Origin of the sequence: Microcoleus sp. K1-B1, assembly GCF_036704705.1 — a bacterium.
Taxonomy (GTDB): domain Bacteria; phylum Cyanobacteriota; class Cyanobacteriia; order Cyanobacteriales; family Microcoleaceae; genus Microcoleus.
On sequence record NZ_JAUBSH010000035.1, the window covers coordinates 52,594 to 67,178 of the forward strand.

Here is a 14,585-nt window from a genome sequence, read left to right on the forward strand (position 1 = left end):
CGCAGAACCAAGAATCCCCTCGCCTTCAGGCAGGGGAGTGTCAAGTTACTGGTGCGATCGCCCCCGCAGCACCCAGACGGCACGGCTGTTGACAAAATGCCGTCCGTGTCGATCGAGAAATCTCTCTGCTGGGGCGATCGCAATTTACCAATTTTCGGTAAATATTGAGCACAAATTGCGATCGCAACTTACTACCGGACTCAATTATTAGGCAAAGACTGCCAAAAAGGCCGATCTTCTGGCTTCCTCACAGTATTCGTCGCCGACTGCACGTTTCCTTTCAATTCTTGATAATACCTGTCATCCAGAAAACTAACGCTGACGCCAGCAGGAAGCAGCAGTTGGCGCAATCTTTCCTGAGTGTAATCTACCCCGTCAATCATTGGCCCGCGCGGATTTGAAACTAACAACTTGCCGTTAACTGGCACCGAATTGACCATATTTGGCCACCAAGCATAACCGCTGTAGCCAAACATCACCGGAACTTGAATAATTTGATCGTCTCCGAGTAAAAACTCTCTTTTCAACTTCTCTATAATCGGATTAAGTTTCTGATTTTGCAAATAGAGATTGTGTTGAATTAAAGCACGGTTTTTCAAGGCAGCGCTGACTGTTGTTTGAGTGCTCAAACCACGATTGATCGCCACATCGCCGTAACCTCTTCCCTCCAATTCTTCCAACAGCTTAACTCCAGCTTCGGGACTGGCGATCGCCATTACATATTGTCCGGGAGTTTGAGTGGGAATAAAATTGATAATTTCATCGACTTGGCGAGTCAAAAGCCAAGAAGTATCAATATCCACTGGCGGCCCTTGAATTCTCTGAGCTTGAATAAAATCAAGTACCTCTGGGTTAAAACTAGCATTTCCCGAATTCCCGTAATAAACTCGACCCATTGGGTGTCCGGGAATCGGCGGTGTCACCTGCAAATTGCCGTATCCGTCAGACCACTGACTTACGGGGTCTAAAGAACGAGGATTGCCAATTTTTACTACTTTCAAATCCCGGTCTTGAGTTGATTTAACAGGCGGGTTTTTGTCTGGCTCGCTATTGCTTTTTAGGGCTACATTAAACTGGCGTATCTCCGATTTTTCGGGGAGTTGAACGTAGCCGTTTTTCTGGGTATCTTGCATCCAAGTGCGATCGCCCTGGAGAATTTTTACTTTAGCGCCCGTGGGTTCTACTGCTTGTTTCAGTTGCGAGATAAATTCGCTGTTTACCGCGCCTCGGTCGCTGACCTGAACTTCGGTTACTGGTGCTGTATTGGGCGCTATCATCCAAGGACTAACGCCCATTTGGATTGTTGTGGAGGCGATTTCTTGACCGTTGTTTTGGGCTGTTGCTTTGAGATTAACAGTGCCGTTCCAATTGCGATCGGCAAATTGTTTTGCTTCCACACCTAAAACAATATTGGTGCTGAAAACTAGAGGTTTAGCACCGGATATATCTACAGATTGCCAGCCGTCGCCCGTCTTTTGGAAAACGCTGATGTGAGGGCTAGCAATGCTGTCAGCAGTGATAAATAATTGAGAGGTTTTGAAGTTTTCCGACAGTGTTAAGTTAACTTGAGAAAGCATTGCTGCACGGCGGGGAGCGCTAACTTTGGTTTGTTTCCAAGTCGGTATCTTGCCGCGATCGTTAAATGAAATTAGCGCGCCCTTGGACAAAGACCATTGTTCTTTTCCGGCGTCGTCTTGCTGATTAATTTGGCCATCTCTGTTAGTATCTCCCGCAAAGAAAAAGTTCGGCGGGGACGCGGCGGGTGTAACTGGGGTGGGGGTTGGTGTTGCAGTTGATTCAGGAGTTTGTTGAGGAGTTGCTTGCTGATTTCTCTCTAACTCTTGTCTTTCAAGTTCTTGTCTGGCTAATTCTTGTCTGGCTAACTCTTGCCTTTCAAGTTCTTGTCTGGCTAATTCTTGCCTTTCAAGTTCTTGTCTTTCCAGTTCTTGTCTGGCTAACTCTTGCCTTTCAAGTTCTTGTCTTTCAAGTTCTTTCCTGGCTAATTCTTGCCTTTCAAGTTCTTGTCTTTCAAGTTCTTTCCTGGCTAATTCTTGCCTTTCAAGTTCTTGTCTGGCTAACTCTTGCCTTTGGAATTCTTGCCTTTCAAGTTCTTTTCTGGCTAATTCTTGCCTTTCAAGTTCTTGTCTTTCAAGTTCTTTTCTGGCTGATTCTTGCCTTTCAAGTTCTTTGCGGACTAATTCTTGCCTTTGGAATTCTTGCCGTTCAATTTCTTTTCTAGCCCGGTCTTTTTTCTCTTGCTCTTTTCTCTCTATTTCTCGACGAGCAAATTCTTTTTTCTCTTGCTCTTTGCGGGCTCGCTCTCTTATCTCTTCTTCCTCGGCTCTAATTTTCTCAACAGAACGTGCGACTTGCATTTCATAGGTAGCGACACTGAGGTTTCCTTGATATTCGATGGTTTTGTCGATCGCCCGATCGGCCAAAAAAGAATCGTGAGGAATGAGTCGCAGCGTATTGATAGCTAACTGCCACAGCCGCTGGGACTCTTCCCAGGTAGCAGAAGAAGGATTAGAAGTGCGTCCAATTAAGACTGCTTGGGCGGCTAATTTAGCAGCATCGTCCCAATTATATTTGGCTCTTTCTTCTATTTGAATCTGACTTTGAACGTTTTGGAGTTGCTGCGTCAGAGTTTGGGATTGCTGGCGGTTGATTGCTGATTTCCAAAGTTCACCAGGAAACGGGGCGCTGTCGGGAGTTTTGGCAAGGTTATCTAATTGTACTTTGAGGCGATCGCGCAATTTGTAGAGTTCGGAAAGGGATTGCGGAGTTTGGGGCTCTGGCTGTCGCCCAGAGAGTGCGAGTTGGTAGTTTAGGGAAGGTTGAGCCACTGTTGTGGGGACTGCAACCCAAATAATACCGATGACGACACCGAAACCATTGACGATCGCGATCGCAATATATCGAACCCAGCGCATATAGTTTATCCTCAGACACGCCAATAATTCTACCTAATCTTGGGAGCAATGGGGGATTTAATTGTAAGATTTGTAGGATGGGTTTGGGCGATCGGCTTTTTTTCATGTCGAAGGACGGTTAACTCGAATCAATTTACCGTTCAAAGTATCGATCGCAGAAATAGCCTCATTAATTCGCGTCGCCAGCCTTTCAAAATTTGGGTCTTCCGTGCAAACAACAATACCACTATGGTCAGAGTTTTGAATGTGTAATCGCATGAAATGACGGCGATTTCGCGTTAAAACTGTTCGGGAATTGCTCGCAGCAAAAGCTAACACATCTTCGTCAGGAATTTGAAGATTTGCATTCCCTGCTTCCCTCGCTGTTAATACATCGTGACCCAAACCCCGCAGTAATTCTACCACTGCTAGCGGGAAGTTTTCATCTGTGTAAAAACGTGCCAACTTTTAATAAACCTCGCTTTCTTCCATAACTTCATCGTTTTCTCTAATTGCCTGTTCAATTTCCTCTGGGTAAGCATCAGCATAAGCCCACGCATTTACCAAGTCAGCGGCGGTTAGATCGGGAAATGATTCTAGGATGATAGCATCGGAAGCACCTAAACGTCGATCGCACACCAGCGACCAAACTGGTATGCGAGTATTGCCGATACAAGCATCGCCTCCGCACACGCCGGGAGTTTTTTTTATGCCTAGAGAACCGTTGGTTAAAGTTTGAGTTAGGATGCTGATTAGTTTAGCTTTATCAACCGCATTTAAGGTTAAGACTTGAGTTTCTAATTCTTGTATAGTCATAAGTGCGATCGCCGGAATATATTATCTACATTATATAGGACTCACGCATGGGGGCCCTGAAACCGGTTTTTTTTTACGAAAAGACGCGTTGCTGCCCGCATATTCGGTAAAAAACCCGGTTTCTTTGTCGGAGTGCGTCCAGGACTGTTATGGCAAATTCGCGCCATGTTTTAGCCTTCCTCAATTTATTTAATCGCTGCTTCAATTTTCTCTGGGTGTGCCTCAGCATAAGCCCAAGCATTCGCTAAATCTGCTGCACTCTAATCGGGATAGCACTTCAAAAGTGATAAACGGGTAACTACGATCGCCCAAAAATGGTATACTTTCATGATTAGTCTCCTACCTGGAAAACAACACATCACTGGTGTATAAATTATTCATTTACTCCCTTATTCCCTAAAACAATCAGCAAAATCTATGAAATCTCGCTCTTGCTGGCTAATTTTTACCGTCTTCGGACTCTCATTAACAAGCTGCGGACAGCAGAAGTCATCTCAAGAAATTCAAGCGGCGCTGCCACAAGCAGCGACAAAAGTTGCTGTAGTACAAATTAATACTTTTCAGTGGGGAATTCCTCCTAAAACTTATGTTGCAAATCAGTCGAATTTAGCAAGTCAACCAATTGCTAAAGCAAACTATACTAAACTTGAACAGTTATTGGCTGCTGGGAAGTGGAAAGAAGCAGATGAGGAAACTTATAACAAAATGTTAGAGGTGGGGGGGAAACTACAACAAGGTCACATAATTAGGGGTGAGCTAATAGCGATAGGAGATATCAGAATTTTTTCCTGTCCAGATTTGCGGGCGATGGATCGACTGTGGGTAAAATACAGTAATGGACGGTTTGGCTTTTCCGTGCAGAAGCACATCTATCAAAATCTGGGTGGCACTAAAGAGTTTAATGGACAAGTGTTATTAGCTTATTATGAAGCGGTCGGCTGGAAACAGAAAGGAGAGAAAGAAAAATGGTTGCTATACTCTCAACTAACTTTTAATAGCAATGCACCTTCAGGCCACCTGCCGGCAGGGTATAGTGCGCCGTATTGTGTGGCGAAGACGGAATGGGAAGCGAGGAGGTGCGGTGAGAGGAAGATCGAAATGGCGAGACTAGATTTATTATTTTCTCGTGCAGAAATGTGTAAAATCTAATCTATAAAGCCTTCAAATTTGGATTTAGAATTGTGAGGAAGTCAAAATCCACGAAGCCATAAAGAATGAAAGATGTGATATAATCTCAAGTAAAACTATAATTGTTTGAGCTTGGCAGTCCGCCACTTCAAATTATGAAGTCAACACAACAGTTTACAGCAATTATTGAACGAGAAGGCGACGGATATATATCCCTTTGTCCAGAACTTAATATTGCCAGCCAAGGTGACAATAGAGAAGAAGCGCAACAAAATCTGATAGAAGCGTTGAAACTATTTTTTGAGACAGCATATCTTTCTGAAGTCAAGAATCGCGTGCATAGCGATCGCCCTTAACTACAACTTACGAAAATCATACACCGCTATTGTATAAATTATTCGCAGGAATTACGCACTCAGACCAAAGAAACCGCGTTTTTTAGAGAATCGGTCGCTGTGTACGAAGTATTTCGCAAAAAACCGGTTTCTGACCGCGCACTCAGACCAAAGAAACCGGGTTTTTCAGGGAATTTGTGGCTGTATACGAAGTATTTTCGCAAAAAACCCGGTTTCTGCCTTCCCACGAGTCAGTCTTATATTCATTTAGTCGCTTTCTCCATAAATGGAAGTAAAAATCGTGAAATCGCCCTGTTATTTCCTAATTTTTATCCTTGTGGGATTATCCTTAACAAGCTGCGAACAGGCGAAGTCATTTCAAGAAATAGATCGAAAATTTAAAAATAGTAATGCGATTGAACAACACAATTTTAACTTGCAAGCGGGCGATCGAACTAACAACATCCAAGCAAGTCCGAAGAGTGGGAAGTTCGATAGAACTACCCACTCACCGGAAGAAAGTGCGATCGTGTTAGGAATCTTCTGGTTTTGTTTGATGTGTTATTTATTAGTTTGGAAGTTTCGCGGGAGGGAAGAAGCTAACAAGATGCTGAGAAGAATCCGAAGAAGAGTGAAGTGAGGATAGATACTTGCTAAACCTCATTTTTTCTTAGTGCGGTTGCGTTTTCTCGATTCAGCCGCCGTATTTTTTGCTTTTTTTTGTTTTTCTTTACTTGCTTTAGATTCATTTACAGCACTACCACTTATCGGTTTGCTGGAAAATCCCGATGTATCGGAGTTTTTAGCTGCCATTATAGGAGCAATGCTAGCATTATATATCTCCTGAAATTGTGTTAGACCTTCCCCCGTACTCATATCAAACCCTGCTTGATGACCTAACGTTACAAAGGATTTGGCAAATCCAAATTTAGAGGAATCTTCCATAATCTCCTTAAATTCCGGCTCGATATCCCGCAGGTATTTGATAATTGAAGTGGCATTTCGCAGTTTAAATTCTCGCTTCAAAAATTGCCAGAACGCCAATAATTCCGGGATAGCATTTTCACCTTCTTCCGGCGAAAGCAAACTCACTTTCCTGGGAAACAACTCTTCGACTACAGTTGCCACATCTTCCGCTTTCATGCGAGGCAGCGTAAAACCTTCATAGCCGAAACCGTAATAAATGAACTGCGAGATCCAAAATCCCACGTCTGGATAAGTTTTACAGTATTCTTCTCCTTCGGGAGAATTGACAAATAGCTCGATTAGCGTTTCCTGATAATCTTCCAGGAGTGGTTCTGCTTCGTCATAATCTAGGCCATTTAGTTGGCCGATATTAAAAGGTTGATCTGACATACTTGAAAAGTTTTTAATTTAATTGACGTTAGCTCTAAGGTTAGTACAATTTTTGCATTTCTATTAATTCTTTAGGATTTCATTATATTTAAAAAATCTCCGATCGCAGGTATATTTGACTAGCACCGATCGCCCGTGACTATTTAAACCAAGCTAGCATTGTATAGGGCGATCGCCCGTCTCCACCGAACAGCGAAAGATGGGATATAATCTCAAGTAAAACTATAATTGTTTGAGCTTGGCAGTCCGCCACTTCAAATTATGAACTCAACACAAGAGTTTACAGCAATTATTGAACGAGAAGGCGACGGATATATATCCCTTTGCCCGGAACTCGATATTGCCAGCCAAGGTGACAATATAGAAGCAGCGCGACGAACGAAATCTGATCGAAGCGTTGGAACTATTTTTTGAGACAGCAGATCCTTCTGATGTCAAAAACCGGCTGCATAGCGATCGCCCTTAACTACAACTTACGAAATATTTTCATAATAACGTTGAATCTGATCTGCAAAAACCGGAACTTCTTCCCTCAACCTGACAAGTAATTCATCAACTGTCAGGGGTGGATTTTTCAAATCCTCAACTTGTTGGCTGACTACATTAGCCATCAAATCCGGTGCAACCTCATAAAGACGATTCAGAAAAACATCGGGGTGCATAGCCGTAATTGCCCAAGGATTTAAAGACTCTCGTGGAAAATCTCTCAGGTTGGATGTAACAATAACTTGAGCTTTAGCAACTACCGCAGCCGCAGCGACATGGCGATCGCCTGGATCGTTAGTCATCTGTTCAATCACATTCTCTGGAACTTCAACCATTGCATTAGGAAAAGCTTCTTTAAGTGCAGCCTCAAAACGCGCCGCCCTCTCACTTTTCATCCTTCCAGTATTAACAAGATTGCGAGTTGCACCGTCTAAAATTTCTTGCGACCAATATAAATCATACAACCCAATCTCCGCAGCACGAAAGAGCGTATCACGCAAGTGCATAGGAAATATCACGCAGGAATCCAAAACTACAGGATAAGGAATCAACCTGCTAGCTGTATACTCTAGTCTCATGCAATTCCTCTTCTTGGCTAAACTCAGCTAATTCCTTGAGAATTTCACGGCGCTTAACACTACGCTGCTGTTTATAGGCGATCGCACTTGCCAAACTTATCCGCCGCTGGTTTCCTACTTTTCCATAGGCAATTTCCCCATCATCGAGCAATTTGACTACAAATTGTGGCGACACATTGAGCAAAGTCGCAGCTTCTTCAACAGTCATATCTTGCTCAATTGGCACTAAAGACACTGCTTTACCAGCCGCCATTAAATGTGCAGATTGACACAACAATTGATAGAGGGATTCAGGAAGTGCGATCGCTTCCCCGCCAACTTCCACCAATTTTACTTTGGATGTCTCAGCATCACCATTTTCTGTCTTGAGACATAGCATTTTCTCCAACAATTTGATAGCTATTGTTTCTTCCTCAGTCGGTAAAACTGGATCTAGGAGTATTTTTTGCCTGTTCATGGAAATGTTTCCTGAATTGGTTTAATGCTATTATAGTATATTGAATTTATTAATGACCGTTAATGCCTGACTTAGAAAAAGGTCTAGCCGCTTTTAATAACCAAGATTATACCCAAGCCTTTACCTTGTTAAAACCACGAGCAGAACAAGGAAATGCCGAATCCCAGTGCATAATTGCCAGTATGTACCATTTAGGATTAGGTCGAGAAAAGATGATATTAGAAGCAATTAAATGGTACATCAAATCCGCTGAGCAAGGCTATGGTGTTGCCTCAAACAACTTAGCAGGAATTTATCTTTGCGGTGCTGATGGTGTAGCAGCCGATCGCACTGAAGCAGAAAAATGGTTTCAAAAAGCCAGAGAACAAGGATTTTCACATACACCGATTTCCAGTGAATATGTGAACCAAGCTAGCATTGCATAATATCAAGTCCGGTGGCATCCTTCTAGCATGGGGGGCGGGTTTACGAGATTATTAATTTTAGTCAATTATTGTTGGTAAAACCCGCCCCTACAACATTGCAAATCAACCAGACACAATCAAAAACAACCCCAAAACAAAAACCCGGTTTATCCAATAAACCGGGCTCAATTATCAGCGTTAATCCGCGTTCATCTGCGGTTGCAAAATCCTACAACTGCTTCACCTCAGAAACCAATTTCGCAACCACATCCTTAGCGCTACCAAACAACATCATCGTCTTATCCTTGTAGAACAACTCATTATCTACACCCGAAAAACCAGCACTCATCCCGCGCTTAATTACGATCGTATGCTTGGCCTTATCAACCTCCAAAATCGGCATCCCGTAAATCGGGCTCGCCGTATCGTGACGCGCCGCCGGATTCACCACATCATTCGCACCAATCACCAACGCCACATCCGTTTCTTCAAACTGCGGATTGATGTCATCCATATCGTACAACTGCGGATAAGGCACGTTTGCTTCCGCCAACAGCACATTCATGTGCCCCGGCATCCGCCCAGCCACCGGGTGAATCGCGTATTTCACGTCAACACCCATTTTTTCCAAACCGTCGGCTAACTCGCGCACAGCGTGCTGTGCTTGCGCTACAGCCATCCCGTAACCGGGAATAATTACAACCGATCGCGCATAACCCAACATCATCGCACTTTCTTCGAGATTGATGCTGCGAACAGTTTTGTCGATCGCACCACCAGCAGCCCCAGCAGCAGCCCCAGCACTAGCACCACCGCTACCAAAGGCGCTAAACAGCACACTAGAAAGCGATCGATTCATCCCCTTGCACATGATTTGCGTCAAAATAATCCCCGACGCGCCCACCAATGCACCAGCGATAATCAGCATATTGTTCATCAAAATGAACCCAGCCACACTCGCCGCAATCCCCGAATAAGAGTTAAGCAGCGACACCACCACGGGCATATCGCCACCGCCAATCGGGAGCACAAACATGATTCCCAGAATATTGGAAATCGCCACCAAACCCAGGAATACCGGCACATCCTCCGGGTTAAACAGCATATAACCGCTGCCGGCTAAAAGTGCGATCGCCAGCATGGCATTAAACGGCTGTTGCAGCGGAAACGTCATTGGCGCACCCGGTAGCAATTCTTGCAGTTTCGCAAACGCCACAAGGCTACCAGTGAAAGTAATTCCGCCAATGAGCACACCCAAAAGGATCGTGATTGTCGCGTCTGGAGTTGGCGATTCCGGGATGCTGAGATAGCGCCAGAATTCGCCCACAGCAACGAGTGCAGAAGCCGCGCCCCCGAAACCGTTAAGCAAACCCACCATCTGTGGCATATCCGTCATCGCGACGGTTTTCGCCATAATTGTTCCCAAAATGGAACCGATGATGATTCCGACAGCAATCAATTCGTAGCTGATGACTTGCTTTTCCAGCAACGTACCGACGATCGCAATTAACATCCCGATCGCAGCTAACACATTCCCTTGACGCGCAGTTGCAGGGGAACCCAACTGTTTCAAACCGATAATAAACAAAGATGCGGCAACTAAATAACCTAGTTGAATGCCACTGGGCAGAAAATCGCTCACGCTTTAACCTCTTTTTTCTTGAACATTTGCAGCATTCGATCGGTTACTAAGAAACCGGCGACAACGTTAATTGTGGCCAGGGCGATCGCGATCGTCCCCAAAATCGAAGTAACAGTCACATTGCCTTGGCCTGAAATCAGAATTGCACCTAAAACCGCAATTCCCGAAATCGCATTCGAGCCCGACATCAAAGGTGTGTGCAGCGTCGGCGGGACTTTATTAATTACTTCAAATCCCACAAACGACGCCAGAGTAAACACCACTAAACCTGCAATCAATCCTTCTGCCATAACAATTGGTAATTGGTAATTGGAAATAACTCGTTCCCGGTTGCGTCCGCCAGTCCCCAGTTGCGTTCCCCAGTCCGCCAGGGAATGAATTCCCTGGCTAATAGCCAAAGTCCTCTTCAGAGGACTAAGGAGTTCTTCAGTCCTCTTCAGAGGACTTAAGCTTTGAGGCAGGGGTTTCAACCCTTGCCGGACTATCGGACTAAGGAGTTCTTCAGTCCTCTTCAGAGGACTTAAGCTTTGAGGCAGGGGTTTCAACCCTTGCCGGACTCTGGCTTGTAACGATAGAATCTAACTGACGGCTGAAGCCTGAGCCGTCAAAGCATCGCGAACTCGCTGATTGCTAATCTCACCATCGCGGGCAACACAAGCACCAGCAATGATATCGTCTTCAAAATTCAAATTGAGTTCCTTATCCTTCACCATCAACTGAAGTAAAGCCGAGATATTCTTCGAGTAAGTTTCGCTAGCGTGGACAGGCATCGACGAGGGCACATTAATCGGGCCGATGACATTAACGCCGTTCCATTCAACATCTTTCCCCGCTTCCGTGCATTCGCAATTGCCGCCTTGTTCGCCCGCGAGGTCAACAATTACCGATCCGGGCTTCATTTGAGAAACCATTTCTCTAGTAACTAAAATAGGTGCTTTTCTGCCGGGAACTTGAGCCGTTGTAATCACTGCATCGGAAGCGCTGACGTGTTGGGTGAGCACTTGGCGGGTGTATTCTTTGGCGGCTTCTGATAGCTCTTTAGCATAACCTCCGGCGGCGACGGTTTCTTCCTTGAGTTCGACATCAAGGAATTTAGCGCCCAAACTTTGCACTTGTTCTTTTGTTTCCGGGCGGATGTCGAAAGCTTCGACTACCGCACCCAAACGACGCGCCGTAGCGATCGCCTGCAAGCCCGCAACGCCCACACCCATTACCAATATTTTCGCGGGGCGAATCGTACCCGCCGCCGTTGTCAGCATTGGGAAATATTTGGGCAAAGCAGCGGCTGCGATTAGTACCGCTTTGTAACCGGCAACGTTGCCCTGAGATGACAGTGCATCCATGCTTTGAGCCCGGCTGGTGCGCGGGATCATTTCCATGCTGAAGGCCGTTACTTTGCGATCGGCTAAATGCTGCACTAAAGCTGGATCTCCCAGAGGATTCAAAAATCCGATGAAAACGCCTCCTTCCCGGAGTTGATGAACTTCTGATTCTTGCAAGGCCCCGATTTTCACGACGACATCGGCTTCGCCCCACAGCCTAGCGGTATCGGCGACAACCTGAGCTCCCGCTTCTTCGTAAGCAAGATCCGAGAAAAAGGATTTTGCCCCCGCACCGGCCTCAACCCAAACTTCGACCCCCTGTTTGACTAATCGGGCTACAGCGTCGGGTACTAAAGCCACCCGGCGTTCTCCTGCTGCTATTTCTTTTGCGATCGCTAATTTCATACACTCTCCTTATTTAAGCCTTCCTAGGACGGTTGAAACCGCGCCTACACAGACAAAACCTGCCTCCGCAGGTTTCTTGAAGTGCGATTTTTAATCGCCCCATGCCTTGCTTTACATTGAAGCAGCCGTTCCCCTAAACTTGTCTCGTTGATACTAAAGCCGATCGCCCAAATTCGACCCGTATCTTTAACTTATCTTATACATTCAAATTCGCTAAATTGTTAAGTTGGCCACCGATTATGATATAATTTTATGTCGCCTAACTCTGTAGTTTGAATGTCAGTTATCAGTATTACGCAAAAATTACGCAAAAAAAAGTGACCTCAGCCGGCGATCGCTCGCCCTCATCAAATTGCTGAGACATTCGATATATTGTAGGCACGATCCCAAATTTCGGGCGAGCAATATTTAAGGTTCACCAAGAGTTTAATTAGAGGAGTTGTTATGCGACGATTATTTTCAGCACTAGCGGTTACAGGTTGCTTGGTGGCTGGATTACCCGCCATCAGTTTAGCCCAGTCGATGCCAGGATTCACGATTTTCGGCGGCCCCGAGCGCGCCAACCAATTAAGCTATCGCTTGGATTACGGCAAAGCGGGGATGAGCGGCGATAGATATCGGCTGCGAATTCCTTCCAAGAAAGTAAGTTTGGCGATCGCCCAACTCAACATATCCTATCCAGACTACTACAAAGGCGAATTTGACCAAAAAGACATTAAAGTGCGCGTCAAAGACAAAACAATAGAATTGCAAGAAGTCATCTGGGACAAAGAAAATCGTTTCATAGAAATTTATCCCAAAGATCCAATTGCCGCCGGCAACAATGTTGAGGTTGTACTCTCCAACGTCAGAAACCCATCTCCCGGCGGAATGTACCATTTTAACGTTCGCATCCGCACCCCTGGAGACGTTCCCTTGCTGCGTTACCTCGGTACTTGGCTGTTGAGCATTGATTGAGGGAAGGGTTGGGGTTCGGGGAACGAATTTCTCGTTTCCAGTCTCTAGCGTGCCTGTATGTAACAACGGGCGAAAGATCGATCCCGCACTCAAGCGATCGCCACAGTTAAATTTAACTGTGGCGATCGTTTTGCTACGCGCAAAAATTTAACAATACTCAAATCCTGGTTTTCGGGAGTTGTAAAATAGAACCTCCGGCTCATATCGCAATTGTCAAGGATTCGTAAAATAAGTTTAGGGGCAGTCCCCCGATGGTTGCCCTTCGCTAATTAGGGGTACAGGGGCGCTACCCCTAAAAAATGTTTACCAATCAAATAGGATTGCTCTAGCCGCACTCTCGCATGAATCTACTAGCAAAAATCAAAACAATACAACTTCCTCCAGCGCTGCGAGCGAGAAATTATCGCCTGTTTTTTGCAGGACAAGGCATCTCCCTAATTGGCAATTGGATGACGCAAGTCGCTACTGTTTGGCTTGTCTACAATTTGAGCGATTCACCTTGGATGCTCGGTGTGGTGGGATTTACAAGTCAAATCCCCACATTAATTTTACTGCCTTTTGCAGGAGTTTTAATCGATCGCTGGAACCGCCACCGAGTCCTAATTGCCACTCAAATATTAGCAATGGTTCAATCCTTAGCGCTAGCATTTTTAGCCCTAACAGGAGTCGTTAACATTTGGCAGATCGTGGTACTGAGTTTCTTTCAAGGCGCAATTAACGCCTTTGACGCGCCGGCACGGCAAGCTTTTGTACCGGAACTTGTAGAAAAGAAAGAAGATTTAGCAAATGCGATCGCCCTCAACGCTTCCATGTTCAACGGCGCCAGATTAATCGGCCCAGCAATAGCAGGTTTGCTGATAGCTACAGTCGGCCCAAGTTATTGCTTTCTCATTGACGGACTCAGCTACATCGCTGTAATTGCAGGCTTATTAGCGATGCAGATCAAAGCCCGTAAAATTGCCGCAACTAATACCAAACCCTTACAAAGATTAAAAGAAGGATTCGTTTATGCCTTCGGGTTCCCCCCGATTCGAGCAATTTTACTGCTATTAGCATTAGTCAGTTTTGCCGGAATGTCCCATACAGTTTTAGTCCCAATTTTTGCTACCAAAATTCTGCAAGGCGGCCCACAAACTCTAGGCTTTTTGATGGCATCTTCGGGAGTCGGAGCCTTTGCGGGGGCGATTTATTTGATTTCTCGCAAAAGTATAGTTGGCCTCGGCAAATTGATTGCGATGTCACCGGCAATTATGGGATTCGGACTGATAGGTTTTGGTTTGTCCCGCATCTTGTGGCTGTCATTAATCATGATGTTGTTTGTGGGGTTTGGTTTCATTATCCAATTTGCAGGAGGAAACACATTTTTGCAAACAATTGTGGAAGACGACAAACGCGGAAGAGTGATGAGCATATACACGATGGCATTTTTTGGAGTGACACCGTTTGGGAATTTAGTTGCCGGCGGATTGGCAAATTATATCGGCGCTCCCAATACAGTCATCATTGGAGGTATAATTTGTGTTTTAGGCTCGATAGTTTTTACCAAACAGTTGCCAGCTTTAAAAAACATAGTCCGACCACTTTATCAAAAAATGGGTTTAATTCCGCAGTAGCGATTTAGCGTAAAATCACAAATGCCAACATTAAACAACATTCCCACAGCTAATATCTGACTGTATCTCTAGCAATCCTCAACAATTTGTAAATTTCTCCTGGCGGGGTGACAACTCCGCCGCAACCGAGATAGAGTGAGGTGTTGACCAACTTGTGGTAAAAAAAGATAGGTC

The 14,585-nt window shown here is 45.1% G+C and carries 17 protein-coding genes; 8 read left to right on the forward strand and 9 right to left on the reverse strand.

Going from position 1 to position 14,585, the window contains the following annotated elements; translation table 11 throughout:
- The first annotated feature begins 37 nt into the window (after positions 1–37).
- Positions 38–211 (forward strand): hypothetical protein, encoded by a 174-nt coding sequence (locus QUA83_RS15105; RefSeq protein WP_333293942.1) that lies wholly within the window; start codon positions 38–40, stop codon positions 209–211.
- Here the strand turns inward: QUA83_RS15105 and QUA83_RS15110 are convergent.
- The 3 genes from QUA83_RS15110 to QUA83_RS15120 all read right to left on the reverse strand — a co-directional run bounded on the left by QUA83_RS15110 (position 201) and on the right by QUA83_RS15120 (position 3,728).
- Entirely contained in the window at positions 201–2,933 is a 2,733-nt protein-coding gene (locus QUA83_RS15110) for a protein-arginine deiminase family protein (RefSeq protein WP_333293943.1), read from the reverse strand. The genes QUA83_RS15105 and QUA83_RS15110 overlap by 11 nt on opposite strands.
- A 102-nt stretch (positions 2,934–3,035) precedes the next feature.
- Entirely contained in the window at positions 3,036–3,377 is a 342-nt protein-coding gene (locus QUA83_RS15115; RefSeq protein WP_333293944.1) for a DUF5615 family PIN-like protein, read from the reverse strand.
- A 3-nt stretch (positions 3,378–3,380) separates the two neighbouring features.
- The gene (locus tag QUA83_RS15120; RefSeq protein ID WP_333293945.1) at positions 3,381–3,728 is read right to left on the reverse strand and encodes a DUF433 domain-containing protein; all 348 of its coding nucleotides are present in this window, start codon (positions 3,726–3,728) and stop codon (positions 3,381–3,383) included.
- Positions 3,729–4,145: 417 nt separating this feature from the next.
- Between QUA83_RS15120 and QUA83_RS15125 the strand changes: the two genes are divergently transcribed.
- From QUA83_RS15125 to QUA83_RS15135, 3 genes are all read left to right on the forward strand, one after another.
- Complete coding sequence (locus QUA83_RS15125) at positions 4,146–4,877, forward strand: GUN4 domain-containing protein (RefSeq protein WP_333293946.1); 732 nt, start codon at positions 4,146–4,148, stop codon at positions 4,875–4,877.
- Between the two features lie 134 nt (positions 4,878–5,011).
- A complete protein-coding gene (locus QUA83_RS15130) occupies positions 5,012–5,212 on the forward strand; it encodes a type II toxin-antitoxin system HicB family antitoxin (protein WP_333293947.1) in 201 nt (66 codons plus the stop codon).
- A gap of 316 nt (positions 5,213–5,528) precedes the next feature.
- The gene (locus QUA83_RS15135) at positions 5,529–5,831 is read left to right on the forward strand and encodes a hypothetical protein (protein WP_333293948.1); all 303 of its coding nucleotides are present in this window, start codon (positions 5,529–5,531) and stop codon (positions 5,829–5,831) included.
- Positions 5,832–5,851: 20 nt separating this feature from the next.
- On the opposite strand, the gene QUA83_RS15140 is transcribed toward QUA83_RS15135, so the two are convergent.
- Complete coding sequence (locus QUA83_RS15140) at positions 5,852–6,547, reverse strand: hypothetical protein (protein ID WP_333293949.1); 696 nt, start codon at positions 6,545–6,547, stop codon at positions 5,852–5,854.
- A gap of 261 nt (positions 6,548–6,808) precedes the next feature.
- On the opposite strand from QUA83_RS15140, the gene QUA83_RS15145 reads away from it, so the two are divergent.
- A complete protein-coding gene (locus QUA83_RS15145) occupies positions 6,809–6,961 on the forward strand; it encodes a hypothetical protein (RefSeq protein WP_333293950.1) in 153 nt (50 codons plus the stop codon).
- A 59-nt stretch (positions 6,962–7,020) separates the two neighbouring features.
- On the opposite strand, the gene QUA83_RS15150 is transcribed toward QUA83_RS15145, so the two are convergent.
- Positions 7,021–7,611 carry a PIN domain-containing protein gene (locus QUA83_RS15150; RefSeq protein ID WP_333293951.1) on the reverse strand — a complete coding sequence of 197 codons (591 nt, stop codon included), beginning with the start codon at positions 7,609–7,611 and terminating at the stop codon, positions 7,021–7,023.
- A complete protein-coding gene (locus QUA83_RS15155) occupies positions 7,589–8,068 on the reverse strand; it encodes a helix-turn-helix domain-containing protein (RefSeq protein ID WP_333293953.1) in 480 nt (159 codons plus the stop codon). Before QUA83_RS15155 ends, QUA83_RS15150 begins: the two co-directional genes overlap by 23 nt.
- 62 nt (positions 8,069–8,130) lie before the next feature.
- On the opposite strand from QUA83_RS15155, the gene QUA83_RS15160 reads away from it, so the two are divergent.
- Positions 8,131–8,493: a tetratricopeptide repeat protein gene (locus QUA83_RS15160; protein ID WP_333293955.1), complete on the forward strand. Its 363-nt coding sequence runs from the start codon at positions 8,131–8,133 to the stop codon at positions 8,491–8,493.
- Between the two features lie 208 nt (positions 8,494–8,701).
- On the opposite strand, the gene QUA83_RS15165 is transcribed toward QUA83_RS15160, so the two are convergent.
- The 3 genes from QUA83_RS15165 to QUA83_RS15175 form a co-directional block, all read right to left on the reverse strand.
- Positions 8,702–10,114, reverse strand: coding sequence for an NAD(P)(+) transhydrogenase (Re/Si-specific) subunit beta (locus QUA83_RS15165; RefSeq protein ID WP_333293956.1), 1,413 nt, complete (start codon positions 10,112–10,114; stop codon positions 8,702–8,704).
- Positions 10,111–10,404, reverse strand: a complete 294-nt coding sequence (locus QUA83_RS15170; RefSeq protein ID WP_106150865.1) for an NAD(P) transhydrogenase subunit alpha — start codon at positions 10,402–10,404, stop codon at positions 10,111–10,113. Before QUA83_RS15170 ends, QUA83_RS15165 begins: the two co-directional genes overlap by 4 nt.
- Before the next feature lie 288 nt (positions 10,405–10,692).
- A complete protein-coding gene (locus QUA83_RS15175; RefSeq protein WP_333293958.1) occupies positions 10,693–11,841 on the reverse strand; it encodes a Re/Si-specific NAD(P)(+) transhydrogenase subunit alpha in 1,149 nt (382 codons plus the stop codon).
- Between the two features lie 444 nt (positions 11,842–12,285).
- Between QUA83_RS15175 and QUA83_RS15180 the strand changes: the two genes are divergently transcribed.
- Together QUA83_RS15180 and QUA83_RS15185 are read left to right on the forward strand one after the other, a co-directional pair.
- Positions 12,286–12,798 (forward strand): DUF2808 domain-containing protein, encoded by a 513-nt coding sequence (locus QUA83_RS15180; RefSeq protein ID WP_333293959.1) that lies wholly within the window; start codon positions 12,286–12,288, stop codon positions 12,796–12,798.
- Positions 12,799–13,139: 341 nt separating this feature from the next.
- Positions 13,140–14,411, forward strand: coding sequence for an MFS transporter (locus QUA83_RS15185; RefSeq protein ID WP_333293960.1), 1,272 nt, complete (start codon positions 13,140–13,142; stop codon positions 14,409–14,411).
- Positions 14,412–14,585 lie beyond the last annotated feature (174 nt).